The organism is Mesorhizobium sp. WSM1343 (assembly GCF_055901535.1).
This window is the reverse complement of the sequence record NZ_CM148370.1, coordinates 921,160-947,004: the sequence shown is the minus strand read 5'-3', so window position 1 is coordinate 947,004 and position 25,845 is coordinate 921,160. Positions and strand designations below refer to the sequence as shown.

Below are 25,845 nucleotides of genomic sequence, written 5' to 3'. Positions count from 1 at the left end.
GTTGCTTTGCTTACAGAGGCCGATAGGCGACCGCCTCGACCTCGATCTTGATATCGATCATCAGCCGCGATTCGACCGTGGTGCGGGCCGGCGGGTTCTTCGGAAAGTGCCTGGCATAGACCGCGTTGAAGGCGCCGAAATCGCGCGCGTCTTCCAGCCACACGGTGGTCTTCACCACATCGTCCATGGTGCAGCCGGCCAGCGCCAGCGCGGCCTTGACGTTGGCGAGCACCTGCTCGGTCTGTTCCGATATGCCGCCCTTGACCACGATGCCGTCGCTGCCGACGGGAACCTGGCCCGAGACATAGACGAGATCGCCTGCCCGCACGGCGGGCGACAACGGCACATGCGACGTTCCAAAACACTGTTTCGGCAAGGGACAAGCCTCCTCTGATGACAGGACGGGGTGCCATTGCAGCGCCCGCTTCGATCGACATTTACGCCGATCCGGCCGATCCTCATAGGGGCCTTGTTGGAAAGCAACATTCTTGGAAATCTGCGTTGCTTTATTACAAGAGCCCTTGCATCGTACGCGCTGACGGGCGGCTTGGAAGCCGCACCGCATAGACGGATTTGCCAGAGCGGAGACAGCAGCAATGACCTACGACAAGAACCCGTTTCCATCAGGCGATGCCGATCGCCACGCGCTCTGGGAAATGCTGGTGCGGCGCGACATCGACGCCTTCATCGGCCAAGACTGGGCCATGGTCGAGGACGATTTCGTCGCCGAGAGTTTCTTCGGCATGCATGCGCATTTCCTGCACAACGCCGACGCCTGGCGGCTGCAGTTTCCAAGGCTCGAAGTCTATCGCGACGAATGGCTGCGCCAGGCCAAAGAGACGGCGGCGACCAAATTCGCCGAGCCGCTGCGCGAGGCGCTGTTTCGCGTCACCAACATGCGAGACATCGACGTCGACGGCGACCGCGCCGTGCTGCACAAGAAGTTCGACGGCTCGGTCGCCAAGGCGGACGGCAGCGTCGACCGGCTGAAATGGCAGACGCTGTATTTCTGCAGCAAGGTCGGCGGAAGCTGGAAGATATCAGGCTTCGTCGGCTATATGCCGCATCCGCTCGGCAGCTAGAGCCAGCTGATCAGTAGAGCGTGACGAAGGCCGGAAACAGCATGCCGGTCGCCCGGAAATGCTCGACCAGTTCGATGGCCGGGAAGATGGCGAGGAAATAGAGCCCGTCGAAAAACGTGCGCTTCAAAGCCCGCGTCGAGAACTGCAGTTCGTCATCGTCGCGGTAGAGCAGCGGGTTTGGCCAGAACCGGGGCGTGCTCTTGGTGTAGGCAAGATAGGCTGGGCCGAACTTGCCGAGCAGAAATTCGGCTTCCTTGCGCGCCGTGACGCGAAAGATGAAAAAGCTGGCAAGGCCCAGCGCCACGGCCGCCATCAGCGAGCCGTAGAGCAATCCAATGCCGACCGCGCCGACCGTCGAGAAGAAATAGAGCGGGTTCTGCGTGGTCGAGAACGGTCCCGTCGAGACCAGTTCCTCGTTCTTCTTGCCGCCGACATAGAGAATGCTCCACAGCCGCCCGACGACACAGACGAGCACCAGGCAAAAGCCGAAGAATTCGATCGTTTCGTGCCCGTCGGAGCCCTCGCTCAGCCCCGGCTTGGTGAGAAACAGCAGCAACACCGCCAGCGCCGCCGCAACTCGCACGAAGATCAGGCGCTTGCGCTGGTCGAAGGCCTGGGAAACCGGCTTGAGGGTAGCGTAGGTCATTTGGTGTTTCCTGGGGCACTGACGAGTGCCCGTGAGCAATGGGCATGACATTGATGGCGGATGAAAGGCGCACGCCCTCTATCGGCGCAGCGCCGGGCATTCGTAAAGGACCTTTGCGCGGCCCACGACCATTCTTACGAATTTGTATGCCGCCGGACAGGCCGGCGTGAACTCGTTTGCTTACGCTGCGGGGATCGCCACCGCCACCGCCGCCGCCGCCGCCGCCGCAACCGTCGACCTCAGGACTTCAGCCATGCTCGCGCCCAACAGGCAACAACCCGCCCCACCGAGCCACAACAGGGTTCCCGACGTCACTCTCGATTTCTGGGTGATCAAGTTGATGGCGGTCACCACCGGCGAGACCGCGGCGGATTATCTTGCCGACACGATCGGGCTTGGGCTGACCGTCACCTCGCTGATCATGACCGGCATCCTGATCGCTGCCCTCGTCCTGCAGTTTGCGCAGAAGCGTTACGTGCCGTGGGCCTACTGGCTGGCGGTGGTGCTGATCAGCATCGTCGGCACCCTGGTGACGGACAATCTCGTCGACACTTTCGGCGTGCGCCTGCAGACCACGACCATCGCCTTCTCGGTTGCGCTCGCCGCGACATTCGCGGTCTGGTACGCCAGCGAACGGACGCTGTCGATCCACACCATCTTCACCACCAGGCGCGAAATCTTCTACTGGCTGGCGATCCTCTTGACCTTCGCGCTCGGCACCGCCGCCGGCGATCTCGTCGCCGAAAGCTTCGACATGGGCTACCTCACCACAGGCCTGCTGTTCGGCGGCGCCATCGCGCTCATCGTGCTGGCCTACTGGCTGCTCAATCTCGACGGCATCCTGGCCTTCTGGCTCGCCTATATCCTGACGCGGCCGCTCGGCGCCTCCTTCGGTGACCTGCTGTCGCGATCGGCCAGGCATGGCGGCCTGGGCTTCGGCACCATCTTCACCAGCCTGCTCTTCCTCGGCTGTATCATTGCGCTCGTCCTGCACATGACCCTGAAGGGGACAACCGACGAAGCCGATGAACTGTTGCTGGACCTGGACTAGGTGCAGGGCGGATGCGCTAGCATTGACAATTGCCGAAAACCCCACCGCTTCGGCCAATCGTGAACGTTCTAGCGCCACCATCCCTGCGCCTTCGTGACATCCTAGGAACAAGCCCGTGCCGGTGATAGCCTCTCCATCTCGGCAACGGACCGGACCTTTCATGCGACTGCTTCTCGTCGAGGACGACCACAGGACGGCCGACTATATCGTCAGGGGACTGACCGAGGCCGGCCATGTCTGCGATCTCCTGCGCAACGGCCATGACGGGCTGTTCGCGGCGACCCGGGGCAAATACGACGTGATCGTCGCCGATCGGATGATCCCCGGTCTCGACGGCCTGTCGATGGTCAAGGCGGTGCGCGCCGCCGGCGTGCGGACGCCGGCGATCTTCCTCACCTCCGTCGGCGGCATCGACGACCGCGTCGAGGGGCTCGAGGCCGGCGGCGACGACTATCTGGTCAAGCCCTTCGCCTTTTCCGAACTCCTCGCCCGCATCAATGCGCTTGGCCGGCGGCCGGCGGCGCAGGAGCAGAAAACCGTCCTGCGGGTCGCCGACCTCGAAATGGACCTGATCATGCGCCGCGTCACGAGGCGGGGCCAGCCGATCGACCTGCAGCCGCGGGAGTTCAGCCTGCTGGAAGTGCTGATGCGCGGCGAAGGCCGCGTCATCACCCGCACCATGCTTCTGGAGCGTGTCTGGGATTTTCATTTCGATCCCAGGACCAGCGTCGTCGAGACCCATATCAGCCGGCTGCGGGCCAAGGTCGACAAGCCCTTCGAAACCCAGCTCATCCACACCGTCCGCAACACAGGCTACAGCCTGCACGCGCCATGACCGGAACCTGGTCCCGCCTGCTGCGCAGCACGCCATTCCGGCTTGCCCTGACCTTCGCCTTCCTGTTCGTGCTGGCCTTCGTCCTGTCTGGCGCCATCGTCTACCAGATGATGAGCGCCGATCTTGCCGAGCGGCTCGACGACACCATCAAGGAAACCTACGCGGTCGTCGCCGCGACCTATGCCGAGAACGATCTCAAGGAGCTGGTTGAGACCGTCGGCAGCCACTCCCTGCGCAGCCTCAAGAAGGAGCAGCTGTTTTCGCTGACCGACGCAACGGGCAATCGCCTGGCCGGCAACTTCACCGCCGCGGGGCTCCCCGACGGCTTCTCGATGTTCGACACCGAAATGCCCGGCGTGCCGCCCGGCGCCGAGTACCGCGCCTATTCCGGCCCGGTCGGCGGCAACACGCTGACCGTCGCCTTCAGCCTTTCCGAGACGGAGGAGCTGGAGAGAATCGTGCTGATGAGCTTTGGCTGGGGAACCCTGATCATCACCGGGCTGGCGGTCGCCGGCGGCGCCCTGCTCGCCTCGCGCGTCCAGCGCCGTCTCGACGGCATCGCCGCCACCATGGTGGATGTCTCGCATGGACGGCTGGACACCCGCATTCCGCTGACCGGCAAGGGTGACGACATCGACATCGTCTCCAGCCAGGTCAATGCCGCGCTCGACCGCCTGTCGGCGCTGGTCGAAGGCATGAAACAGGTCAGCGCCAACATCGCCCACGATCTGAAGACGCCGCTCAACCGGTTGCAGATGATCCTCGACACCGCGTCGGAAAAGAACCTGTCGGGCCGGAAAATCGCCGCTGAACTGGCGGAGGCGCATGCCGAGAGCCTGCAGATCAACGAGACCTTCGATGCCCTGCTGCGCATCGCGCAGATCGAGGCCGGCGCCCGCCGGGCGCGGTTCACCGATGTCGATCTGGGCGAGGTGCTGCAAACCATCGCCGAGATCTATGCCGATGTTGCCGAGGACGACGGAAAGTCGCTGTCGTTGGCGCAACCACAGGAAACGACGGACCGGATCCATGGCGATCGCGAGCTGCTGACGCAGATGTTCGCCAATCTGGTCGAGAACGCGTTGCGCCATTGTCCATCGGGCACGACGATAAAGCTGTCGGTAGCGCGCCAGGACGAACGCGTCGTTGCGGGCGTCGCCGACAACGGTCCCGGCATTCCGGCGGCAGAGCGCGAGAAAGTGTTCCAGCGGCTCTACCGGCTGGACCACAGCCGCTCGACATCAGGCAGCGGCCTCGGGCTCAGCCTTGTCCGGGCCATAGCCGATCTGCACGGCGCATCGATCACGCTCGAGGATTGCCGACCGGGACTTGCGGTGGTGGTGCGTTTTCCGCTGGCTACGGATTAGCCGGCGAAACGGCTGGTGCTGTTCAAGCCCAGCTTGGGTTGAGAGGTCCCCTCACCTATCTATCCGCGTCGACAGGATGATCGACGACAGCGTCCGCTCGACTCCATCCATGGCGCCGATCTGGTCGAGCAGCATGTCGAGGTCGCGGATCGATGGGGCGTCGACGATGACGATCATGTCGAAATTGCCGCTGACCGAATGCAGCGTCCTGACCGTCGCCAAACCGCGCAGGCCGCGCACCACCTTGTCGGCAAGCTTGGGCGTCACGGTGAGCAGCACATGCGCCCGCACCAGCCCCTGCTCATAATCCGGCGCCAGCCGCACGCCGTAGCCTGATATGATGCCGCGCTGCTCCAGCCGTTCGATCCGGCTCTGCACGGTTGTCCGCGAGACGCCAAGCCGCCGCGCCAGCTCGGCGGTCGAGGCGCGCGCATTCTCGCGCAGCAGCGAAAGCAGGGTCTGTTCGGCATCGCTGAGCATTTCGACGATTCTTCTCGGCGGACTGACCAATCAATGGGTTCGTTTCGTACAGAACCACGCTTCCTTTCGACGGGCAAGCTGCGAATCTGTGCTCACAACCAGTGAGGGATTTGTCATGAAGAAAATTGTCGTTGTCGGCGCCGGCAAGATCGGCTCGACCATTGCCGAGATGCTCGCCGCCACGGGAGATTATCAGGTCACGCTCGTCGACCGCTCGGCAGCACAGCTCACTGCTGCCGAAGTCCCGGCCACGGTTGCGACGCTGGAGCTCGACATCGAAGCATCCGGCACGCTTGAAGCCGCGCTCGCCGGCAAATTCGCGGTGCTCAGCGCCGCTCCCTTCCATCTGACCACCCGCATCGCCGAGGCGGCGGCCAGTGCCGGCGTGCACTATCTCGACCTGACCGAGGATGTCGTCTCGACCCGCCGCGTCAAGGAATTGGCGCGTTCGGGCAGAAGCGCCTTCATTCCGCAATGCGGCCTGGCGCCGGGCTTCATCTCGATCGTCGCCAACGATCTCGCCAGCCGTTTCGATTCGCTGGAGAGCGTGCGCATGCGCGTCGGCGCTTTGCCGCAATATCCCTCCAATGCGCTGAACTACAATCTGACCTGGAGCACCGACGGCGTCATCAACGAATATTGCGAGCCCTGCGAGGCGATCGTCGAAGGCGAGCTGGTCGAGGTGCCGCCACTGGAGGAGCGCGAGGAGTTCTCGCTCGACGGCGTCACTTACGAGGCATTCAACACCTCCGGCGGGCTCGGCACGCTGGCCGAGACGCTGAAGGGCAAGGTGCGCACGCTCAACTACCGCACCATCCGCTACCCCGGCCACGCCGCGATCATGAAGGCGCTGCTCAACGACCTCGGCCTGCGCCATCGCCGCGACGTGCTGAAGGACATTTTTGAAAGCGCCCTGCCGGCGACATTGCAGGACGTCGTCATCGTCTTCGTCACCGTCTCCGGCCGCAAGAACGGCCGCCTGCTGCAGGAGACCTACGCCAACAAGGTCTATTCCCAGCGTGTCGGCCAGGTGGTGCGCAGCGCCATCCAGATCACCACGGCGTCCGGCATCTGCGCCGTGCTCGACATGCTGGCCGACGGCAGCCTGCCGGCGACCGGCTTCATCAAGCAGGAAGACATCGCGCTGGACGCTTTTCTAGCCAACCGTTTTGGCCGCGCCTATGCCCAGCACGAAATGGTGAGCCGGCTGGCGGGGTGAAGCGCATAATCTCCCCGCTTGAGGGGGAGATTAGCATCGAGCTATTTCCGCAAGGCCATCGGCCGCCCAAGCAGAAACCGGACAAAATTGCCGGCGTTGCGCGAGGCCTTGGCCGAAGTCTGCGGCATCTGCTTTTGCGTAGTCTCTTTTCGAGCCGGCGCGCGCGCATTTGTCTCGGCACCGGGCCGGCCCACGGTGAAAGCCGGCTCCGCGACCGGCTCGCCGCGCAAGACATTGGCTGCATTGTTGTCATGAATGACGATGCACCATTGAGCCTCCTTCGAGGCCGCCCCGACGGTGTTGAAACGCATCGCCATCCTCGTGTGCTCGTCGCAATAGACCCCGTTCATGGACGGTGATCGCTTCTCGACCAGAGTGCCGAAGGCCGACGTTGGATATTCGTGCTGCGTGTAGTGGTTGGTTGCCGCATCGAAATTCTGGCCGTGCGGAAAGGCGATATAGAGCGGTTGCTGGTTCACCTCGCCCTTGGCGATTTCCCGGCGCGCGTAGAAATCGACACGCTCCATGAAGGTCGGCGCCATCGCGTCATCGCTGTCGAGCCGAGTCAGCGAAACAAATTCGGCATCCGTGTCGCTTTGGACAAACGCATTGAAGGCGACATTGTAGTTCTCGCCGGCCTTGATGAGAACCGGCCTGACATCAATCCCGGCCGCGCAGCCGCAGACGATCCGGATGTAGTTCTCATGTGTTTCGGAATCGAACGCAATCAGGACCGTAAAGTCCTTCTGCGACTGGCCCTCGACGGCGCGCAATAGGTGTCGAACAGCGCCAGCCGCTCGACCAGCCACACCGGGTCGAGATTGGCTCTGCCGTGTCCATTCCATTGGCTCGGCATGAAGCCGGTGGCGGCGTTGTAGCGAATCGCCACGTATTTCTTCAGGTCGGTGCTCATGAGAGGAGACTAGAGCATGATCCCGAAGGGTGGAATCCGGTTCTCGGAAAACATGGTACGCGGCACTTTCCCGCCAATCGCTTTGGTCGCGCCTAGATGAGCGGCTGGCGAGTTGATCGATGGGCTGGCGAGGGAAGGAAGAGAGCCGACTCGAACAGGTTCGCCCCTTTCCTCAAATATGCAGCGCGTGTCCCAGCGCCTTCAGCGCTGCTTCCTGGAATCCCTCGCCCTGCGTCGGATGCGCGTGGATGGTGCCGGCGATGTCCTCCAGCCGCGCGCCCATCTCCAGCGCCAGCCCGAACGCCGCCGCCAGTTCCGACACGCCCTGCCCGACCGCCTGGATGCCGAGCACCAGATGGTTGTCGGCGCGGGCCACGACGCGGACAAAGCCGTCCTCGCCCAGCTTGGTCATCGCCCGGCCGTTGGCTGCGAACGGGAACATGCCGATCTTGATCTCGCCGCCGAGCGCCTTGGCTTCTTCCGGCGAAAGACCAGCGGTCACCAGTTCGGGATCGGTGAAGCAAACGGCGGGTATCGAACGCTTGTCCCAGCTGCGTTTGTGGCCGGCAACGATCTCGGCGACCATCTCGCCCTGCGCCATCGCCCGGTGCGCCAGCATCGGCTCGCCGGTGACGTCGCCAATGGCGAAGATGCCGCGCATCGAGGTGCGGCACTGGTCGTCGATGCGGATGAATTTGCCGGCCATGTCGAGGTCGATCTGCTCGAGCCCCCAAGCTTCGGTCACCGGCTTGCGCCCGACCGTCACCAGTATCTTGTCGGCTGGGACCTTGACGCTCTTGCCGTCCGCCGTCTCGACCAGCAACGCGTCACCCTTGGTTGAAAGCCCCTTGGCCTTGGCGCCCAGCATCACCTCGACGCCGAGCGCGGTGAGCCGCTTGACCACCGGCCGGGTCAGCTCCGCATCATACTGCGCCAGCACGCGCGGCAAGGCCTCGATCACGGTCACCTCAGCGCCCATCTTGGCAAATGCCATGCCGAGTTCCAGCCCAATATAGCCGCCACCGACGACCGCGAGCTTTTTCGGCACGTCGCTGAGCGCCAGTGCCTCGGTTGACGAAATCGCCGGACCGTCAAACGGCAGGAACGGCAGCTCCACCGGCGCCGAACCGGTGGCGATGACGATCGTTTCGGCCCGGATCACCTGCACGCCCGTCTCGGTCTCGACCGCGACCGTCTTGCCGTCGCGAAAGCTCGCCCAGCCATGCACGGTTTTCACGCCTGCCTTCTTGAGCAGGCCGGCGACGCCACTGTTGAGCCGGCTGACGATGCCATCCTTCCAGGCGACGGTCCGGGCAAGATCGAGCGTCGGCGCGGTGACCGAAATGCCGAGCGGGCTCTTGCCGCCTTGCATGTGCGACACCTTCTCGAACTCCTCCGCCGCGTGGATCAGCGCCTTGGACGGGATGCAGCCGACATTGAGGCAGGTGCCGCCCGGCTTGCCGGCCTCGACGATCACCGTATCGACGCCGAGCTGTCCGGCCCGGATGGCGCAGACATAGCCGCCCGGCCCGGCGCCGATGACGAGCAGCTTGCAGGAGATTTCTTTCATGATGGCACGCTCTTTCTGGTGGCGAAGGCCCCCTCATCCGGCCGCCTCGCGGCCACCTTCTCCCCGGTGGGGAGAAGAGGCGAGCACAGACGCCGGCGACCTCCTCTCCCCTCGGGGAGAGGTCGGATTGCCCCGAATTGCCCTTCGCAATTCGGTTTTGGCAATCCGGGTGAGGGGGCCCTTGCGACCGTTCTCATCCCCTCAATCCACGAAAATCAGCGCCGGCGTTTCCAGCAGCGTCTTGATCCGCTGGATGAACACCGCCGCATCCCACCCATCGATCACCCGATGGTCGAAGCTCGACGACAGGTTCATCATCTTGCGCGGCATGAACTGGGTGCCGTCCCACACCGGCCGCACCATCATCTTGTTGACGCCGACGATCGCCACTTCCGGATGGTTGATGACCGGCGTCGTCGCCACGCCGCCCATGGCGCCGAGCGAGGTGATGGTGATGGTCGAGCCGGACAGCTCGTCGCGTGTTGCCGTGCCGGACTTGGCCGCCTCGGCCAGCCTGATGACCTCGGCGCCGCAATCCCAGATGTCGCGCGCCTCGGCGTGCTTGACCACCGGAACCACCAGCCCCGACGGCGTCTGTGCGGCGATGCCGATATGGATGCCGCCATGCTGATGGACGATGCCGGCCTCGTCGTCGAACAGGGAATTGAGATTGGGCTGGTCCGCGATCGCCTTGACCATCGCCCGCATCAGGAACGGCAGCAGCGTCAGTTTCGGCCGCTCCACGCCAGGACGCTTCTCCTTGTTGAGCGCCGCGCGCAATTCCTCCAGTGCGGTGACGTCGATCTCCTCGACATAGGTGATGTGCGGAATGCGCGATTTGGACAGCGACATCTTCTCGGCGATCTTGCGCCGCAAGCCGACCACCTTGATATCCTGCACAGCATCGTTGCGGGCGAGGCCGGATGCCTTTGCGACCTGCGGCCCGCGCGCCAGGAACGCTTCGATGTCCTCATGGCCGATGCGACCGGCCGGACCGGATCCGGCAACCTGCCTGAGATCGATGCCGGCTTCTTTTGCCCGCAGACGAACGGCCGGCGACGCCAGCGGTCTTTCGCCTTCAGGCCGCGGCGCGCCGGAGACGGAAGGCTGCGCCGTGCTTTTCTGTGAGGCTGCCGGTTTCGCCTTGGGCTCGTCGCTCTTTGGCGATGTCTTCACGACCGGCGCAGCAGCCTCGGGCTTCGGCGTCGGAAGTTTTGCCGGAGGCTCAGCGGACACCGCTTCCACTTCGGCGCCTTGCGGCTTGGCGTTGCCCTCGCCCGCCACCTTCAGCCGCACGATGGGCGAACCGATGGCCACCGTGTCGCCGATCTCGGCGCCCAGCCACAGGATCTCGCCATCGACCGGCGAGGGGATTTCAACCGTCGCCTTGTCGGTCATGACGGCGGCGAGCACAGTGTCCTCGCGGACGATATCGCCGACCTTGACGTGCCATTCGACCAGCTCGGCCTCGGCGACGCCTTCGCCGACATCGGGCAGCTTGATGATGTGTTCGCCCATCTCAGGCTCCCATGGTTTCAAGCAAGGCACGGCCAACGCGGGCGGGACCGGGAAAATAATCCCACTCCTGCGCATGCGGATAGGGCGTGTCCCAGCCGGCAACGCGAGCAACCGGCGCTTCGAGGTGATAGAAACAGTTTTCCTGCACCAGCGCCGACAGCTCGGCGCCGAAGCCCGAGGTCAGCGTCGCCTCATGCACGATGACGCAGCGCCCGGTCTTTTTCACCGAGGCGACGATCGTATTGAGATCGAGCGGCAGCAGGGTCCTGAGGTCGATGATCTCGGCATCGATGCCGGTTTCTTCGACAGCCGCCTGCGCGACATAGACCATGGTGCCGTAGGCGAGCACGGTGAGGGCCGAGCCTGCCCTGCGGATCGCCGCCTTGCCGAGCGGCACCGTGTAGTGGCCGTCGGCCACCTCGCCCAGCTCATGCTTCGACCAGGGCGTCACCGGCCGGTCGTGATGACCATCGAACGGACCGTTGTAGAGCCGCTTCGGCTCGAGGAAAATCACCGGATCCGGATCCTCGATCGCCGCGATCAAAAGCCCCTTGGCGTCGTGCGGGTTGGACGGCACCACCGTCTTCAGCCCCGACACATGGGTGAACAGCGCCTCAGGGCTCTGGCTGTGCGTCTGGCCGCCAAAAATGCCGCCGCCGGTCGGCATGCGCACCACGATCGGGCAGGTGAAATCGCCGTTGGAGCGGTAGCGCAGCCTGGCTGCTTCCTGGGTCAGCTGGTCGTAAGCCGGATACATGTAGTCGGCAAACTGAATCTCCACGCATGGCTTCAAGCCATAGGCGGCCATGCCTATGGCAGAGCCGACAATGCCGGATTCGTTGATCGGCGCGTCGAAGCAGCGGCTCTTGCCATATTTGGCCTGCAGGCCCTGCGTGCAGCGGAAGACGCCGCCGAAGAAGCCGACATCCTCGCCGAACACGACGACTTTTTCGTCGCGCCCCATCGACACGTCCATGGCATCGCGAATGGCTTCGATCATGGTCCGCCTCGGCATGGCTCAGACTCCCGCCTGCTGGCGCTGGCGCCTGAGATGCGGCGGCATCTCGGCATAGAGCCCCTCGAACATGTCGCGCGTCGACGGCTTGCCGCCGGCATGCAGCGTGCCGTGGCTTTCCGCTTCCTTCTGCGCCGCGATAACCGTGTCGAGGATTTCCGCCTCGGCCTGCGCGTGCCGCTCGTCCGACCAGACGCCGAGCCCGATGAGATGGTTCTTCAGCCGCACGATCGGGTCGCCGAGCGGCCAGGCGTCGGATTCGGTCTTCGGACGGTAGGCGGACGGGTCGTCCGAGCTCGAATGTGCGCCGGCACGGTAGGTGACATATTCGACCAGCGTCGGCCCGAGATTGCTGCGCGCCCGCTCCTCCGCCCATTTGGCGACCGCATGCACCGCGAGATAGTCGTTGCCGTCGACGCGCAGCGACGGGATGCCGAAGCCGAGGCCCCTCGCCGCGAACGTGCCCGAGCCGCCGCGCGCGATGCCTTGAAAGGTCGAGATTGCCCACTGGTTGTTGACGACATTGAGCACGACCGGCGCCTTGTAGGTGGAGGCGAACACCAGCGCCGAGTGGAAATCGGACTCGGCCGTCGAGCCGTCGCCGATCCACGCGGCTGCGATGCGCGAATCGTTCGATATCGCCGAGGCCATCGCCCAGCCGACCGCCTGGATGTACTGCGTCGCCAGATTGCCGGAGATCGAGAAGAAGCCGTGCTCCTTTGACGAATACATGACCGGCAATTGCCGGCCCTTCAGCGGGTCGGCTTCGTTGGAATAGATCTGGTTCATCATCGTGACCATCGGGTAGCCATCGGCAATCAGCAGCCCGGCCTGGCGATAGGTCGGAAAGTTCATGTCGCCCGGCGCCAGTGCCTTGCGGAAGGCGCAAGCCACAGCCTCTTCGCCCAGATGCTGCATGTAGAACGAGGTCTTGCCCTGCCGCTGCGCCATCTGCATGCGCGCATCGAAGGTCCGCAGCGTCATCATGTGGCGCAGGCCGGTGAGAAGCTCGTCGCTGGACAGCAGGCCGGCCCACGGGCCGACGGCCTCGCCCGTGCGGTTCAGCACGCGGATGATCGAGAAGGCATGATCGCGGATGGTGCGCGGATCGACATCGATCTCCGGGCGCGGCACCGAGCCGGCCTTGGGGATCGGCACATTGGAAAAGTCAGGCGTTCCGCCCGGCCGCACTTCCGGCTCCGGAACGTGGAAACGCAACATCCCAGCATCGGCCATGACCTTTGTCCTCCAATGTTGCCCGGAACAGATATTTGCATATCTGCGCCGCCAGTGCGAATTCGTCGGGTAGCCTGCGGACGTCGGTCCCGGCCACGCCGGCCGATCCAGCCTCCCGCACCCAAGATGAAGATATGTCCGCGAAATTTCTTGTCGATGTTGGGCGGTGGCGCGCAATTAGAGAGAAGGTTGGGCGAGGTTTGCCGGCAGATAAGGTGATTGGTCGACGAACTCGCGCCCTTCCTCTCCCCCGTCGATCGGGGGAGAGGTGTCGAGCGAAGCTCGAGGGAGTGGGGGTCGACGGTTCGCCCAAGCTGGATGCCGCCCCCACATCATGCTAACCAGCCCGCCATGGCACAGAAGAAAGCATATGAGGTCGATGGCTGGCTCGCGAAGCCGGACCAGCGGATCTCCATTGTCCTGCTTTACGGCCCCGATCGCGGCCTTGTCTCCGAGCGAGCAAAGGCCTTTGCCGGCAAGACCGGCCTGCCGCTCGACGATTCCTTCTCGGTGGTCAGGCTGGAGGGGTCGGAGGTCGACCGCGACGAGGGCCGGCTGCTCGACGAGGCCCGCACCGTGCCGATGTTTTCCGACCGGCGCCTGCTGTGGGTGCGCAATGCCAGCGGCCAGAAGGCATTGGCCGACGACGTCAAGGCGCTGACGGCCGAACCCGCGCGCGATGCGATCATTCTCATCGAGGCCGGCGACCTCAAGAAGGGTGTCGGCCTGCGCGCCATCGTCGAGGCGGCCGACAATGCCATGGCCCTGCCTTGCTATGCCGATGAAGCCCGCGACATCGACACCGTCATCGACGGCGAACTGGGCAGGGCCGGCATGTCGATGACCATGGAGGCGAGACAGGCGCTGCGCCGCAATCTCGGCGGCGACCGGCTGGCCTCGCGCGGTGAGATCGAGAAGCTTGTGCTCTACGCCCATGGCCAGACCGAGATCGGCCTGGAGGAGGTCAAAGCGATGTCAGGTGATGTCTCCGGCGCGTCTTTCGACGACGCGGTTGACGCGCTTCTCGAAGGCAAGATCGGCGACTTCGACACCGCCTTCACCCGCCATTGCCAGTCCGGCGGCCAGCCCTTCCTGGTGCTGTCCTCGGCAATGCGGCAGTTGCAGCAGATCCAGATCATGCGCGGCCAGATGGAGTCCGGCAACCGCAACGCCGCCACGGTCGTTGCCGCCGCCCGCCCGCCGGTGTTTTTCTCCAGGCGCAAGCTGGTGGAGAAAGCGCTGGAGCGCTGGAGCACCGAAGCGCTCGGCCGCGCACTGACCCGGCTGCAGACGGCGGTGCTGCAGACCAGACGGCGGCCGGATCTTTCCGTGGCGCTGGCAAGACAGGCGCTGCTTGGCATTGCGGTGGAGAGCAGCAGGTTGGCGCAGAGGTAGGAGAGCGATCCTCCTCTTCTCGGCACCGAGCGCTGCCTCCATCGGTCAATTCATTGTCATAGCGCCCACCTGCTGGAAGGTTGGCAGCGCCTGTGGAAAGACCAGCACCGCCGCGCCGTAAAGAAGCAGAGCGATGCCCGACACCTTTGCGATCCCACCTCCTGACGGGAGGGTCTTTTCCGCAAAGATCAGCAAGGTGACCACGGCCATTGCGGCGACGTTCATGATCCCGAGAGGAAAGAGGGCGAGAAACAAAAGCCAGCAGCAGCCCAGGCAAAAAAGTCCATGCTCCAGGCCCATGCGAACCGCACCCCAATAACCATCGCGCCATGAGGTCAGGATGAAGCCAATCGGCGTGCGGCATTTGGCCAGACAAAGATCTTTCAGTGGGGAGAGTTGATAGGCGCCCCCAATCATCAGCAGCGCGCCGCCGATACGCGCGGCCGTCGCAGCGGACAATCCCACATGCCCGGCAAGCATCTCCGCACCCGCCGCACCGGCAAAGGCGATAACGCCCATCACGCCCCAAACCAGCATATACCCGGCCACGAACACCCAGCTCGAGACAAAGGTCTCGCCCCGGCTCTGTTTGCCGGCCTGGACCTTGTGAAACGTCAGGATCATGGACGCGGCCGTCGGAAACATCATGGCAATCATCATGATCATCCAGATGGCAAGAAACAGCGGCGCCTTCATACCCATGGTGAGTGCGTACATTTCCATGCGCATGTCCGCGTCCATGCCCATCTGCTGCCAGACAAGCAGGGTCCACGCCGCCGCAGCGATAGCGATCAGCAGCGCGAGAATGATGTATCGCTGCAACGTCGGGGCCATGGACGAGGTCGTTCCGTGCTACGCTGCCAACGGCTACTGCTGCCCAGACCAATTGATCGGGGCGTAATGTCCGTTTCGGCGGGAATTGTCCCAGCTCATGCCATGATCGCTGAATGTACTGCCTTCCGCCCCCATCGCCAGGGCGAGCCAATCGGGATTGACAGGATGGCCGGTGGCCGCCCACATCTGCCCGTCCTCGCGCATTGTCGGCAGCGGCTCGACCGCCATCTGCATGACGCCCGCAATCTCCGCCGACCGCTTCTTGCCGTCTATCCGGTAGCTTATCGGCACCTTCTTGGCGCCAAGATTCGTGCCAATCATCGGTGCCAGCACCGCCATAGGGCCGCCCGCAGCGCCGGTGAAGATGGCACCTAGCGCCTCTGTTTGCCTGTCATCGGCCCGTTCGTCGATATAGGCGGCGGCCGTCCAATTGCCGTTTGCCATAGGACCCGGCGTGTGAGCGACCATCGCGACACTGAGCCCATCCAATCGAACGTCGCCGTAGTTGCCCGTATCAATGTGAAAGACCAAACCGACGTCGCAAACACCTTTCGTCGGCTTCGATGTCAGCTGCGCGTTGGTGGACAGCAGACAAGGACATACGACATCGCAGCTACAATTTTCGAAGTAACTTCCGGACAATTGCCAACGGACTGCCATTTGCACCTCCCACTTGCGTCAGGCGCGTCGGCATATCGCATTGGCGGGGCAGTGCCATTTCACGATTGTTGTAGGAACGGCAAATAGCGCCCGCCTCGACTGACCGGCACGCTAGGGCACATAATTTAAGCCATATCTAATATAGGTTACGCCGTTGCCTGGCACTGTCAAGCCGCGAGCGGCAGGGCTGGCGGCAGGCGCTGCTTGGGATCGCGGTTGAGAGCGCGAGGCTGGGGAGCGAGCCTGATCTCCCCCTCGAGGGGGGAGATGTCGCCGAAGGCGACAGAGGGGGCCGCCGCGCGTGGGGCGCTGACCTCTTCTTCGTTCCCGCAGGGGCCCGGCGCTTGATGTGGGGCGACCCCCTCTGGCCTGCCGGCCATCTCCCCTCAAGGAGGGAGATTCGCGGCGTCACCGATTTCGCCAATCACCAGCGCCCCAAAAGGAAAAGGCCGGCCAAACGGCCAGCCCCTTTCCACATGCGCAATCTCCGGTCTCAATATACTTCGCCGGCTAACTAACGCTCCTGCTTCAGCCTTCTGCACAGCTCATCAAGCTGCTCCAGCGACCGGTATGAAACCCGCAAAGTGCCGCCCTTGCCCTTGTGATCCACTGACACAATCATGCCGATCGTATCGGTCAACAGCTTTTCCAGCGCCAGCGTATCGGCGTCCTTTTGCTCCGGACTTGGCGCCGGCTTGGCTTCCTTGGTGCTGCTGGTGCCGGCCGGTATCTGGGCCAGCGCTTCGGCCTGGCGTACCGAAAGGCCCTCTTCGACGATACGCTTGGCAAGGCCGGCCGGATCTTCCGCCGTCACCAGCGTGCGGGCATGGCCCGCCGACAGCGCGCCGTCGACCAGCATGTCGCGGATCACGTCCGGCAGCTTCAGGAGCCTGAGCGTGTTGGCGACATGGCTGCGGCTCTTGCCGATCACCTGGCCGAGATCGGCCTGGGTGTAGCCGTGCTCATCGATCAGCTGCTGATAGCCAAGCGCTTCCTCGACCGCATTGAGGTCGGTGCGCTGGACGTTTTCGATGATCGCCAGCTCGAGCGCGGTGCGGTCGTTGACCTCGCGGATGATGACCGGGATCTCGGACAGCCCGGCGCGCTGCGCCGCGCGCCAGCGCCGCTCGCCGGCGATGATCTCGTAACGGCCGGCCTGTGCCGGCGAAGGACGCGCCACCACCGGCTGGACGACGCCGTGTTCGCGGATCGACTGGGCAAGGTCGGTCAGCTCGGCGTCGCCGAAATGCCGCCGCGGATTCTTCGGATTGGGGGTCAGGAACTCGATCGGCACCTTGCCGTCGGCGCTCATGCCTGGTTTTTCAGGCGCAGCTGGGCGATCGATCTCGCCGATCAGCGCCGCCAGCCCACGCCCCAGTCTCTTTCTCGAAAGGTCTTCGCTCATCTTTATTCCAGGTTCCGGATCGTTTCGGTATCGAATCGGCTCTTTAGATTGCAGGGAGTCTAATCAAGCGGCGCGTAACTTGCGCTCGCGGCGGATCACTTCCGACGCCAGTTGCAGATAGGCCTGGCTGCCCGAGCATTTCAGATCGTAAAGGATCGCCGGCTTGCCGTAGGACGGCGCCTCGGACACCCGCACATTGCGCGGGATGACGGTCTCGTAGACCTTGTCGCCCATATGCGCCCGCACATCCTGCACCACCTGGTTGGCGAGATTGTTGCGGCCGTCATACATGGTCAGCACGATGCCCTGGATGGTCAGATCCGGATTGATCGAGCGGCGCACCTGCTCGACCGTCTCCAGCAACTGGCTGAGACCTTCGAGCGCGAAGAACTCGCATTGCAGCGGCACAAGAACAGAATCGGCCGCAGCCATTGAATTCAAGGTCAAAAGGTTGAGCGATGGCGGGCAATCGATCAGCACATAGCCAAAGGGTGCGCCGCGCTCGGTCGCGGCGCGCAGCGCATTACGCAACTTGAGCACCCGGTCGGGCGCGGAGGCGATCTCCATTTCAATGCCGAGCAGGTCGAGCGTCGACGGCACGATCGACAGGCCGGGCACCGCCGTCGGGATGGCCGCGGCCTCCAGCTCCAACTCGCCGGTCAACACGTCATAGGAGGACACCGTCCGGTCCTTGCGGTCGATGCCGAGACCGGTGCTGGCATTTCCCTGCGGATCAAGATCGACGATCAGCACCTTTTCGCCGATCGCGGCCAGCGCGGTCGCCAGATTGATGGCGGTGGTTGTCTTGCCGACGCCGCCTTTCTGGTTGGCTACGGTGATGATTCGGGGGCCATTCTTCATCATGGGTTTATGCCAGAAATTCATTTTGGGCGCCAAATCGCCTGTCAGTGACGGATCAGACAGGTCGCAGGTTGGACAATTCCAGGATGACGCCGCCAGCGTCGGTCACACTGGGATGTTCTACCAGATCGAAGGACCATCGGTGAACGCTTTCTTGCACTTCGGTGCGGTAATCCCGGCCTTTGTGGAACAGACCGCGCGCGCCTGAAATCAGCCAGGGCGCCGACAGGTCCAGCAAGGTCGAAAGCGGAGCCAGCGCCCGCGCCGTGACGATCTGCGGCGTCGAAACAAGCGCATGACTGTCGTCGATGCGGCGCGCCACCACCCGCGCCGGCAGGCTGAACTGCCCAATGACGGTCTGCAGGAAGGATGCTTTTTTGCGATTGCTTTCAACCAGATCGACGCTGGCGCCGTCGCGCTCGGCCAGCAGGAAAGCCATGACAAGGCCCGGAAATCCGCCGCCTGAGCCGATATCCACCCAGCGTGTGGCGGCCGGCTCTATGCGCGCGAGCTGCGCGCTGTCCAATATATGACGCTGCCAGACGTCGCCCGAGGTCGATTGCGCCACCAGATTGATGCTGCGATTCCACTTCTGGAACATCTGCTCGAACGCCACCAGCCGATCGAATGTTTCACGTGAAACCGGGCCTGCCGTGTCCTGCAGGCTCGCTAGGGTCATAGAACTCACGCAACATCCTTTTGTAGGCGCTGGGCGCTCTCCGCGTGACGGACATGCGCGACAATGATCGCCAGCGCCGCTGGCGTCATGCCTTCCATGCGCTGGGCATCGGCGATGGAGCGCGGCCGCCGCGCCTGCATCTTCTGCTTCAACTCGTTCGACAGACCCGGCACGCCAGCGAAATCGACCGTCTCGGGGATCAGCCGGCTCTCTTCATGCCGGATCTGCGCCACATCCGTCTTCTGGCGATCGAGATAGACCGAATATTTGGCCTCTGTTTCGAGTCGCTCCGCCGCCTTGCCGTCGATTGCCGCGAATCGCGAATCGATGCGTCCCAACCAGGCCACGTCGACGTCGGGATAGGATAGTAATTCGTAACCGGACCGGCGCACGCCGTCCCGGTTGATCTCCAGCCCGTGTCGCGCCGCCTCGTTGGGCGTCATTGTGAGCGATTTCGCCAGCTCCCGAGCCTCATCCAGACTTTGCATGACATCCCCGTAGCGCTGCATCCGCTGCGCCGAGGCGATGCCAAGCTTCGCAGCCACGGGCGTCAGCCGCTCATCGGCATTGTCGGCACGCAACGACAGCCTGAATTCGGCCCGCGAGGTGAACATCCGGTAGGGCTCCGCAATGCCCCGGCTGGTCAAATCGTCGACCATGACGCCGATATAGGCCTCGGTGCGGCTGAGCACGATCTGCGCGCTGCCCGCCGCCCGCCGCGCCGCATTGAGGCCGGCAAGCAAGCCTTGCCCGGCCGCTTCCTCATAGCCGGTCGTGCCGTTGATCTGCCCGGCGAGGAACAGGCCGCTGATGCGCTTCGTCTCCAGCGTCTGATGCAGCTCGCGCGGATCGACATGATCATATTCGATGGCATAACCGGGCTGCAGCATGACGGCCCGCTCCAGCCCCGGAATGGTTTTCAAGATGTCGAGCTGCACATCTTCGGGCAGCGAGGTCGAAATGCCATTGGGATAGACGGTGTCGTCGTCCAGGCCTTCCGGCTCCAGAAAAATCTGGTGCCCGTCCCTGTCCCCGAACTTGACGATCTTGTCCTCGATCGACGGGCAATAGCGCGGCCCAACGCCTTCGATCGAGCCGGAATACATGGCCGAGCGGCCAAGATTGGCGCGGATCAGCTCATGCGTGGCGGTCGTTGTGCGGGTGATGCCGCACTCGATCTGCGGCGTCTCGATACGGTCGGTCATCAGCGAGAACGGCACCGGATCCGCATCCGCCGCCTGGCTTTCCAGCGACGCCCAGTCGATGGTCCGGCCATCGAGCCGCGGCGGCGTCCCGGTCTTCAGCCGTCCAAGCTTGAAGCCGGCGCGGTCCATCGTTGCCGACAGGCCGAGGCTCGCCTGCTCGTTCATGCGGCCGGCGACGATCTTCTTCTCGCCGATATGGATAAGCCCGCGCAGAAAAGTTCCGGTCGTCAGAACGACCGCGCCGCAAGCCAGGCGCCGCCCATCAGCCAGGAGAACAGCCCTGATCTGCCCATCGGAGATTTCGAAGTCCAGAACCTCGCCTTCGACCACGTCGAGATCGTTCTGCTGCCGAATCGCTTCCTGCATGGCAAGGCGATAGAGCTTTCTGTCGGCCTGCGTGCGAGGTCCGCGCACCGCGGGGCCTTTGCGGCGGTTGAGCAGGCGGAACTGGATGCCTGCCGCATCCGCCACGCGCCCCATCAAGCCGTCCATGGCATCGATCTCGCGCACCAGATGGCCCTTGCCGAGCCCGCCGATCGCTGGGTTGCACGACATCACCCCGATCGTGTCGAAACGCAGCGTCACCAGCGCGGTCCTGGCACCGGCGCGCGCGGCAGCACTAGCCGCCTCGCAACCCGCGTGGCCGCCGCCCACCACAACCACATCATAGCGATTGGTCATTTCCAAACGTCCTGGACTCAGAAGAATGAGGGACACATGTCCCTGCGGAGCGACGCTGTCAAGAAAACTCCGCGACAAGTTTCACGTGAAACAGCCGAGCCGCCAGTTAGCTCAGTGTTTCACGTGAGTCATCGGGGCCGCCTGCCACGTTTTACGTGAGTCATGCAGGCGGCGCAGCGCGGTGGTGGCCCAGATGGAGCCTCCCCGCCTTCGGGGTTCGTCGAAATCACGAAGCCATGCAGCAAAGCAACATACGATCTAAAGGGAGCTCACGCCGCAGCGACCCAATGTTTCACGTGAGTCATTTCCCGATGCAGAACTGCGAGAAGATCACGTCCAGCATGTCCTCGACGTCGATGGCGCCGACGATTCGGCCCAAGCGGTCGGCGGCAAGCCGCAGCTCCTCCGCGCGCAACTCCTGCCCGACAGAACGGCCATCGGTGGCGCGAAGCAGATGACGGTTGGTCTCGCCAAGCAATTCGACGTGGCGAAGGCGCGACGGCAGGACATCGCCGACGCTGCCGGCTGCCTCCGCCGCCCGCTGGCCGATCTCCGCCAGCAGTTCCTCCACGCCCGTCCCGTTCTTCACTGAAATGACAAGGTCGTAATCCTCCGTCGCGTCGCTCGCCGCGCGGCTTTCCAGCAGATCGAGCTTGGTGCCGACACGTAAGATCGGCGCTTCGGTCGGCAGCAGTCCAATCTCCCTGGGATCGGCGACATCCCTAAGCAACAGCAAGAGATCGGCGCCATGCGCCTTGGCCCTCGCCTTCTCGATGCCGATCGCCTCGACCTTCCCCGGCGCATCGCGCAACCCGGCCGTATCCGTAAGCCGGACACGCAGCCCCTGAAGATCAAGTGTCACTTCAAGCAGGTCGCGGGTCGTGCCTGGCTCATCCGTTACTATAGCGGCATCGCGCCGCGCCAGGGCGTTGAACAGACTCGACTTACCGGCGTTGGGCGCACCGAGGATGACGACCTCAAAGCCGTCGCGAATGATCTCGGCGGCGCGAAATCCGGCGATGTGCCGGTCGATCTCGTCGATCATCGTTCTGACATCAGACCAGACCGTATCCGAAACGGAACCGGGGACGTCTTCCTCGTCGGCGAAATCGATCTCGGCCTCGATCATGGCGCGGGCATGGATCAGCCTGCGGCGCCAGCCGAGATAGAGTTCGCTTTGGGCGCCTCCGGCATTTTGGACCGCGAAGCGCCGCTGCGCCTCCGTCTCGGCATTGACGAGATCCGCCAGCGCCTCGGTCTCGACCAGGTCGACCTTGCCGTTCAGAAAGGCGCGACGCGTGAATTCACCCGGTTCCGCGTGCCTGACGCCGTCAAAACCGGTCATCGTCTCCAGCATTTTTGCCACAACGGCACGGCCGCCATGAACGTGGAATTCCGCGACATCCTCGCCGGTGAAACTGGCCGGACCGGGAAAGAACACAACCAGGCCGGTATCGAGCAATGTCCCGTCAGACGCCCTGAGTCGGCGCAGAGCCGCCGCGCGGTCCTTAACCATAGTCCCAGCAATCGTTTCGACCACGAATCGAGTCTGCGGGCCGGAAATTCGGATGACGGCGACGCCGGCAGGCAGCCGGCCGCTCGACAGCGCTACGATGGAATCGCCTGAAATCATTTGCCCGCTCTACTGAACCGCCCTAGCTTCACGCCTATCAGCCAATCGCACCCGAGTTTGCCCAGTGACGCTGCCCGCGCAAAACCTGCTTGCCGAAGAAGCCAGCCCCTATCTGCAGCAGCATAGCGGCAATCCCGTCCACTGGCGGGCCTGGTCGCCGGCTTCGCTCCAAGAGGCAAAAGCGCTGGATAGGCCGATCCTGCTCTCGGTCGGCTATGCCGCCTGCCATTGGTGCCATGTCATGGCGCATGAAAGCTTCGAAAACGATGGCGTCGCCGCCGTCATGAACCGTCTGTTCGTCAATATCAAGGTCGACCGCGAGGAGCGCCCGGACATCGACCAGATCTATATGGCGGCGCTGTCCTCGATGGGCGAGCAGGGCGGCTGGCCGCTGACCATGTTCCTGACTCCGGACGGCAAGCCGTTCTGGGGCGGCACCTATTTTCCACGCGAGCCGCGCTACGGCCGCCCGGGTTTTGTCCAGGTGATGGAGGCGGTGGACAAGGCCTGGCGGGAGAAGCGGGCGAGCCTCAACCAGAGCGCCGACGGCCTGACGACGCATGTCGAGGCACGGCTCGCCGGTTCGCATGCCAGAACCGTGCTCGACCGCGCCACGCTGGCGGAATTGGCCAAGGGCATCGACGGCATGATCGACCGTGATCTCGGCGGATTGCGCGGCGCGCCTAAATTTCCCAACGCGCCGTTCATGCAAACGCTGTGGCTGTCCTGGCTTCGCGACGGCAATGCCGCCCATCGCGACGACGTCCTCAACAGCCTCGAGCAGATGCTGCGCGGCGGCATCTACGACCACATCGGCGGCGGGCTCAGCCGTTACTCCACCGACGCCGAATGGCTGGTGCCGCATTTCGAAAAGATGCTCTACGACAATGCCCAGCTCCTCCGCTTCTGCAACTGGGCCTATGCCGCAAGCGGCAATGAATTGTTCCGGGTGCGAATCGAAGAGACGATCGGCTGGCTGCTGCGCGAAATGCGCGTCGACGGCGGTGCCTTTGCCGCCAGTCTCGATGCCGACAGCGACGGCGAGGAAGGTCTGTTCTACACCTGGAGCCGCGACGAGATCGAAGCCGCCCTTGGAGACGATTCCGCATTGTTTTTCAAGCACTTCACGCTCTCCAACCCGCATGGCTGGGAAGGCAAGCCGGTCGTCCACCAAACGCTGTCTCAGCAATTGCAATATGTGATCCACCGCGAAGAGATCAGCGCGCTCAAGGCGAAACTCCTTGCTGTCCGGGAAGAGCGGGTCAGGCCCGGCCTTGACGCAAAGACCCTCATCGACTGGAACGGCCAGATGATCGCAGCGCTTGCCGAGGCCGGCCGGGCGCTGGCGCGGCCTGACTGGATCGATGCGGCGGCAAAGGCCTTTGCCTATATCAGCTCTGGCAGCCGCGACGGCCGTCTGCCGCATTCGATGCTCGGCGCCAGAAAACTGTTCCCGGCTTTGTCCAGCGACTATGCCGCTATGACCAACGCCGCGATCTCGCTGTTCGAGGCCACCGGGGATTGGAGCTATGTCGACCAGGCCGGCCAGTTTGTCGGGCAGCTCGAGCATTGGCATGCCGACGCCGAGAAGACAGGTTACTACCTGACTGCTTCCGACAGCACCGACGTGCCGATCCGCATCCGCGGCGATGTCGACGAAGCCATTCCGTCCGCCACCGGCCAGATCATCGAGGCGCTGGTCAGGCTCGCCTCCGTCACCGGCAATCTCGAGCTGCAGGAAAGAGCCTGGCACGTCGCCGAGCATGCCGCCGGCCGCGCGGCGCACCAGGCCTATGGCCAGGCCGGCATCGTCAATGCCTGCGCCCTGGCAATCGAGCCACTCAAGCTGGTGTTGGTGGATGAGCTCACAGATCCAAAGCTCGTTCCGGTTGCGAATCGAAACCCGGACCCGCGCCGCATCGACATCGTCGTGCCGATCGGTACGGCAGCGAATCGACCCTTGCTGCCCGGTGGAATCCTGCCGCCGACCGACAAGGCAGGTGCATGGTTGTGCACGGGGCAGGTTTGTTTGCCGGCGGCGACGGATGCTGAAGAGCTGGAGCGATTGTTGCGACGGCGATAGTTTTGCTAACCGCCGGCGAGAGACGCCCCCTCTGGCCTACCGGCCATCTCCCCTCAAGTGGGGAGATCGGCAGCTTCCCTGTTCCGTTCACCTTACGGCGTTGATAATTGCCGAAAGCGACCAAGGGCGTAATCTCCCCCTAGAGGGGGAGATGCCCGGCAGGGCAGAGGGGGGCGCGAAGGATCGCTACCCCATCCCCTTACGTGTTCATCGAATCGAAGAAATCCGCATTGGTTTTGGTCTGCTTCAGCTTGTCGATCAGGAACTCGATCGCGTCGGTGGTTCCCATCGGCGCCAGGATGCGGCGTAGCACGAAGATCTTCTGCAGGTCCTGCTTGGAAACCAGCAGGTCTTCCTTGCGGGTGCCGGACTTCAGGATGTCCATGGCCGGATAGATGCGCTTGTCGGCGACCTTGCGGTCGAGCTGGATTTCGCAGTTGCCGGTGCCCTTGAACTCTTCGAAGATGACTTCGTCCATGCGGCTGCCGGTATCGATCAGCGCGGTGGCGATGATGGTCAGCGAACCGCCCTCCTCGATGTTGCGGGCGGCGCCGAAGAAGCGCTTCGGCCGCTGCAGCGCGTTGGCGTCGACACCACCGGTCAGCACCTTGCCGGATGACGGCACGACGGTGTTGTAGGCGCGGCCGAGACGGGTGATCGAATCGAGCAGGATGACGACGTCGCGGCCATGTTCGACCAGGCGCTTGGCCTTCTCGATGACCATTTCGGCGACCTGCACGTGGCGCACCGCCGGCTCGTCGAAGGTCGAGGAGATCACCTCTCCCTTCACCGAGCGCTGCATGTCGGTCACTTCTTCCGGCCGCTCGTCGATCAGCAGCACGATCAGATAGCATTCCGGGTGGTTGGCGGTGATCGAGTGGGCGATGTTCTGCATCAGAACCGTCTTGCCGGTACGCGGCTGCGCGTTGATCAAAGCGCGCTGTCCCTTGCCGATCGGCGCCACCAGGTCGATCACGCGGGCCGAGATGTCCTTGGTGGTGACATTCTCGATCTCCATCTTCAGCCGCTTGGTCGGATAGAGCGGCGTCAGATTGTCGAAGTGGATCTTGTGCCGGATCTTCTCGGGATCGTCGAAATTGATGGTGTTGACCTTGAGCAGCGCGAAATAGCGCTCGCCCTCTTTCGGGCTGCGGATCGGCCCTTCGACCGTATCGCCGGTCTTCAGCGAAAAGCGCCGGATCTGCGACGGTGAAATATAGATGTCGTCGGGACCTGGCAGGTAATTGGCGTTGGCGGAGCGCAGGAAGCCGAAACCGTCCTGCAGCACCTCGACCACGCCATCACCGATGATCTCGATCTCCTGGGCGGCCAGCTTCTTCAGGATCGCAAACATCAGCTCCTGCTTGCGCATGACGCTGGCGTTTTCGACCTCCAGCGATTCGGCATAAGCGATCAGCTCTGGCGGTTTCTTGTTCTTGAACTCGGCGAGTTTCATTTCTTGCATAGACGGACCTTG

24 protein-coding genes are annotated in these 25,845 nt (G+C 63.6%); 7 read left to right on the top strand and 17 right to left on the bottom strand.

Annotation, left to right across the window (positions count from 1 at the left end):
- Positions 1–10: 10 nt before the first annotated feature.
- The gene (locus tag AC0NIL_RS04540; protein ID WP_063169591.1) at positions 11–376 is read right to left on the bottom strand and encodes a RidA family protein; all 366 of its coding nucleotides are present in this window, start codon (positions 374–376) and stop codon (positions 11–13) included.
- A gap of 220 nt (positions 377–596) precedes the next feature.
- On the opposite strand from AC0NIL_RS04540, the gene AC0NIL_RS04535 reads away from it, so the two are divergent.
- On the top strand, positions 597–1,082 hold the full coding sequence (locus AC0NIL_RS04535; RefSeq protein ID WP_027162851.1) for a hypothetical protein: 486 nt from the start codon (positions 597–599) through the stop codon (positions 1,080–1,082).
- A gap of 10 nt (positions 1,083–1,092) precedes the next feature.
- Here AC0NIL_RS04535 and AC0NIL_RS04530 read toward each other — a convergent pair whose 3' ends face one another.
- The gene (locus AC0NIL_RS04530) at positions 1,093–1,728 is read right to left on the bottom strand and encodes a methyltransferase family protein (RefSeq protein ID WP_024504074.1); all 636 of its coding nucleotides are present in this window, start codon (positions 1,726–1,728) and stop codon (positions 1,093–1,095) included.
- Between the two features lie 253 nt (positions 1,729–1,981).
- Between AC0NIL_RS04530 and AC0NIL_RS04525 the strand changes: the two genes are divergently transcribed.
- The 3 genes from AC0NIL_RS04525 (at position 1,982) to AC0NIL_RS04515 (ending at position 4,981) form a co-directional block, all read left to right on the top strand.
- Positions 1,982–2,779: a COG4705 family protein gene (locus AC0NIL_RS04525; RefSeq protein WP_024504075.1), complete on the top strand. Its 798-nt coding sequence runs from the start codon at positions 1,982–1,984 to the stop codon at positions 2,777–2,779.
- A 160-nt stretch (positions 2,780–2,939) separates the two neighbouring features.
- Complete coding sequence (locus tag AC0NIL_RS04520; protein WP_013528748.1) at positions 2,940–3,614, top strand: winged helix-turn-helix domain-containing protein; 675 nt, start codon at positions 2,940–2,942, stop codon at positions 3,612–3,614.
- Complete coding sequence (locus AC0NIL_RS04515) at positions 3,611–4,981, top strand: HAMP domain-containing sensor histidine kinase (protein WP_024504077.1); 1,371 nt, start codon at positions 3,611–3,613, stop codon at positions 4,979–4,981. Before AC0NIL_RS04520 ends, AC0NIL_RS04515 begins: the two co-directional genes overlap by 4 nt.
- 51 nt (positions 4,982–5,032) lie before the next feature.
- Here AC0NIL_RS04515 and AC0NIL_RS04510 read toward each other — a convergent pair whose 3' ends face one another.
- Complete coding sequence (locus AC0NIL_RS04510; protein WP_013528746.1) at positions 5,033–5,461, bottom strand: Lrp/AsnC family transcriptional regulator; 429 nt, start codon at positions 5,459–5,461, stop codon at positions 5,033–5,035.
- A 115-nt stretch (positions 5,462–5,576) separates the two neighbouring features.
- Here AC0NIL_RS04510 and AC0NIL_RS04505 point away from each other — a divergent pair, with 115 nt between their 5' ends.
- On the top strand, positions 5,577–6,680 hold the full coding sequence (locus AC0NIL_RS04505; RefSeq protein ID WP_473574055.1) for a saccharopine dehydrogenase family protein: 1,104 nt from the start codon (positions 5,577–5,579) through the stop codon (positions 6,678–6,680).
- A 41-nt stretch (positions 6,681–6,721) separates the two neighbouring features.
- Here AC0NIL_RS04505 and AC0NIL_RS04500 read toward each other — a convergent pair whose 3' ends face one another.
- The 6 genes from AC0NIL_RS04500 to AC0NIL_RS04475 all read right to left on the bottom strand — a co-directional run bounded on the left by AC0NIL_RS04500 (position 6,722) and on the right by AC0NIL_RS04475 (position 12,932).
- Positions 6,722–7,453 carry a glycosyltransferase gene (locus tag AC0NIL_RS04500; RefSeq protein ID WP_473574057.1) on the bottom strand — a complete coding sequence of 244 codons (732 nt, stop codon included), beginning with the start codon at positions 7,451–7,453 and terminating at the stop codon, positions 6,722–6,724.
- Positions 7,408–7,593 carry a hypothetical protein gene (locus AC0NIL_RS04495; RefSeq protein ID WP_473574058.1) on the bottom strand — a complete coding sequence of 62 codons (186 nt, stop codon included), beginning with the start codon at positions 7,591–7,593 and terminating at the stop codon, positions 7,408–7,410. The genes AC0NIL_RS04500 and AC0NIL_RS04495 overlap by 46 nt, the downstream gene beginning before the upstream one ends.
- Before the next feature lie 172 nt (positions 7,594–7,765).
- A complete protein-coding gene (lpdA, locus tag AC0NIL_RS04490; RefSeq protein ID WP_473574059.1) occupies positions 7,766–9,163 on the bottom strand; it encodes a dihydrolipoyl dehydrogenase in 1,398 nt (465 codons plus the stop codon).
- A gap of 201 nt (positions 9,164–9,364) precedes the next feature.
- Entirely contained in the window at positions 9,365–10,681 is a 1,317-nt protein-coding gene (locus AC0NIL_RS04485) for a dihydrolipoamide acetyltransferase family protein (protein WP_473574060.1), read from the bottom strand.
- A 1-nt stretch (position 10,682) separates the two neighbouring features.
- Positions 10,683–11,696 (bottom strand): alpha-ketoacid dehydrogenase subunit beta, encoded by a 1,014-nt coding sequence (locus AC0NIL_RS04480; RefSeq protein ID WP_473574061.1) that lies wholly within the window; start codon positions 11,694–11,696, stop codon positions 10,683–10,685.
- Between the two features lie 3 nt (positions 11,697–11,699).
- Positions 11,700–12,932, bottom strand: a complete 1,233-nt coding sequence (locus AC0NIL_RS04475) for a thiamine pyrophosphate-dependent enzyme (protein WP_473574062.1) — start codon at positions 12,930–12,932, stop codon at positions 11,700–11,702.
- A gap of 351 nt (positions 12,933–13,283) precedes the next feature.
- Between AC0NIL_RS04475 and holA the strand changes: the two genes are divergently transcribed.
- Entirely contained in the window at positions 13,284–14,327 is a 1,044-nt protein-coding gene (gene holA, locus AC0NIL_RS04470) for a DNA polymerase III subunit delta (protein ID WP_473574063.1), read from the top strand.
- Between the two features lie 45 nt (positions 14,328–14,372).
- Here the strand turns inward: holA and AC0NIL_RS04465 are convergent, their stop codons facing one another.
- From AC0NIL_RS04465 to mnmE, 7 genes are all read right to left on the bottom strand, one after another.
- Entirely contained in the window at positions 14,373–15,161 is a 789-nt protein-coding gene (locus AC0NIL_RS04465) for a DUF2182 domain-containing protein (RefSeq protein WP_027162841.1), read from the bottom strand.
- Positions 15,162–15,194: 33 nt separating this feature from the next.
- Complete coding sequence (locus AC0NIL_RS04460) at positions 15,195–15,821, bottom strand: DUF1326 domain-containing protein (RefSeq protein WP_127366385.1); 627 nt, start codon at positions 15,819–15,821, stop codon at positions 15,195–15,197.
- Between the two features lie 514 nt (positions 15,822–16,335).
- Positions 16,336–17,226 carry a ParB/RepB/Spo0J family partition protein gene (locus tag AC0NIL_RS04455; RefSeq protein ID WP_013528737.1) on the bottom strand — a complete coding sequence of 297 codons (891 nt, stop codon included), beginning with the start codon at positions 17,224–17,226 and terminating at the stop codon, positions 16,336–16,338.
- A gap of 63 nt (positions 17,227–17,289) precedes the next feature.
- A complete protein-coding gene (locus AC0NIL_RS04450; RefSeq protein ID WP_013528736.1) occupies positions 17,290–18,090 on the bottom strand; it encodes a ParA family protein in 801 nt (266 codons plus the stop codon).
- 52 nt (positions 18,091–18,142) lie between these two features.
- Positions 18,143–18,775, bottom strand: a complete 633-nt coding sequence (rsmG, locus tag AC0NIL_RS04445; protein ID WP_275953383.1) for a 16S rRNA (guanine(527)-N(7))-methyltransferase RsmG — start codon at positions 18,773–18,775, stop codon at positions 18,143–18,145.
- On the bottom strand, positions 18,772–20,652 hold the full coding sequence (gene mnmG / locus AC0NIL_RS04440; protein ID WP_275953382.1) for a tRNA uridine-5-carboxymethylaminomethyl(34) synthesis enzyme MnmG: 1,881 nt from the start codon (positions 20,650–20,652) through the stop codon (positions 18,772–18,774). The genes rsmG and mnmG overlap by 4 nt, the downstream gene beginning before the upstream one ends.
- A gap of 301 nt (positions 20,653–20,953) precedes the next feature.
- Entirely contained in the window at positions 20,954–22,285 is a 1,332-nt protein-coding gene (mnmE, locus tag AC0NIL_RS04435) for a tRNA uridine-5-carboxymethylaminomethyl(34) synthesis GTPase MnmE (RefSeq protein ID WP_473574064.1), read from the bottom strand.
- Positions 22,286–22,349: 64 nt separating this feature from the next.
- On the opposite strand from mnmE, the gene AC0NIL_RS04430 reads away from it, so the two are divergent.
- Positions 22,350–24,368 (top strand): thioredoxin domain-containing protein, encoded by a 2,019-nt coding sequence (locus tag AC0NIL_RS04430; RefSeq protein ID WP_275953380.1) that lies wholly within the window; start codon positions 22,350–22,352, stop codon positions 24,366–24,368.
- A 199-nt stretch (positions 24,369–24,567) separates the two neighbouring features.
- Here the strand turns inward: AC0NIL_RS04430 and rho are convergent, their stop codons facing one another.
- Positions 24,568–25,833, bottom strand: a complete 1,266-nt coding sequence (rho, locus tag AC0NIL_RS04425; protein ID WP_013528732.1) for a transcription termination factor Rho — start codon at positions 25,831–25,833, stop codon at positions 24,568–24,570.
- Between the last annotated feature and the right edge of the window lie 12 nt (positions 25,834–25,845).

Coding starts and splice junctions, on each gene's coding strand:
- AC0NIL_RS04460 (WP_127366385.1), bottom strand. CDS start 15,821: ATGGCAGTCCGTTGGCAATTGTCCGGAAGTTACTTCGAAAATTGTAGC.
- mnmE (WP_473574064.1), bottom strand. CDS start 22,285: ATGATTTCAGGCGATTCCATCGTAGCGCTGTCGAGCGGCCGGCTGCCT.
- lpdA (WP_473574059.1), bottom strand. CDS start 9,163: ATGAAAGAAATCTCCTGCAAGCTGCTCGTCATCGGCGCCGGGCCGGGC.
- AC0NIL_RS04495 (WP_473574058.1), bottom strand. CDS start 7,593: ATGAGCACCGACCTGAAGAAATACGTGGCGATTCGCTACAACGCCGCC.
- AC0NIL_RS04510 (WP_013528746.1), bottom strand. CDS start 5,461: ATGCTCAGCGATGCCGAACAGACCCTGCTTTCGCTGCTGCGCGAGAAT.
- AC0NIL_RS04485 (WP_473574060.1), bottom strand. CDS start 10,681: ATGGGCGAACACATCATCAAGCTGCCCGATGTCGGCGAAGGCGTCGCC.
- AC0NIL_RS04505 (WP_473574055.1), top strand. CDS start 5,577: ATGAAGAAAATTGTCGTTGTCGGCGCCGGCAAGATCGGCTCGACCATT.
- mnmG (WP_275953382.1), bottom strand. CDS start 20,652: ATGACCAATCGCTATGATGTGGTTGTGGTGGGCGGCGGCCACGCGGGT.
- AC0NIL_RS04455 (WP_013528737.1), bottom strand. CDS start 17,226: ATGAGCGAAGACCTTTCGAGAAAGAGACTGGGGCGTGGGCTGGCGGCG.
- rho (WP_013528732.1), bottom strand. CDS start 25,833: ATGCAAGAAATGAAACTCGCCGAGTTCAAGAACAAGAAACCGCCAGAG.
- AC0NIL_RS04515 (WP_024504077.1), top strand. CDS start 3,611: ATGACCGGAACCTGGTCCCGCCTGCTGCGCAGCACGCCATTCCGGCTT.
- AC0NIL_RS04465 (WP_027162841.1), bottom strand. CDS start 15,161: ATGGCCCCGACGTTGCAGCGATACATCATTCTCGCGCTGCTGATCGCT.
- AC0NIL_RS04525 (WP_024504075.1), top strand. CDS start 1,982: ATGCTCGCGCCCAACAGGCAACAACCCGCCCCACCGAGCCACAACAGG.
- AC0NIL_RS04530 (WP_024504074.1), bottom strand. CDS start 1,728: ATGACCTACGCTACCCTCAAGCCGGTTTCCCAGGCCTTCGACCAGCGC.
- AC0NIL_RS04475 (WP_473574062.1), bottom strand. CDS start 12,932: ATGGCCGATGCTGGGATGTTGCGTTTCCACGTTCCGGAGCCGGAAGTG.
- AC0NIL_RS04450 (WP_013528736.1), bottom strand. CDS start 18,090: ATGATGAAGAATGGCCCCCGAATCATCACCGTAGCCAACCAGAAAGGC.
- AC0NIL_RS04480 (WP_473574061.1), bottom strand. CDS start 11,696: ATGCCGAGGCGGACCATGATCGAAGCCATTCGCGATGCCATGGACGTG.
- AC0NIL_RS04535 (WP_027162851.1), top strand. CDS start 597: ATGACCTACGACAAGAACCCGTTTCCATCAGGCGATGCCGATCGCCAC.
- AC0NIL_RS04520 (WP_013528748.1), top strand. CDS start 2,940: ATGCGACTGCTTCTCGTCGAGGACGACCACAGGACGGCCGACTATATC.
- holA (WP_473574063.1), top strand. CDS start 13,284: ATGGCACAGAAGAAAGCATATGAGGTCGATGGCTGGCTCGCGAAGCCG.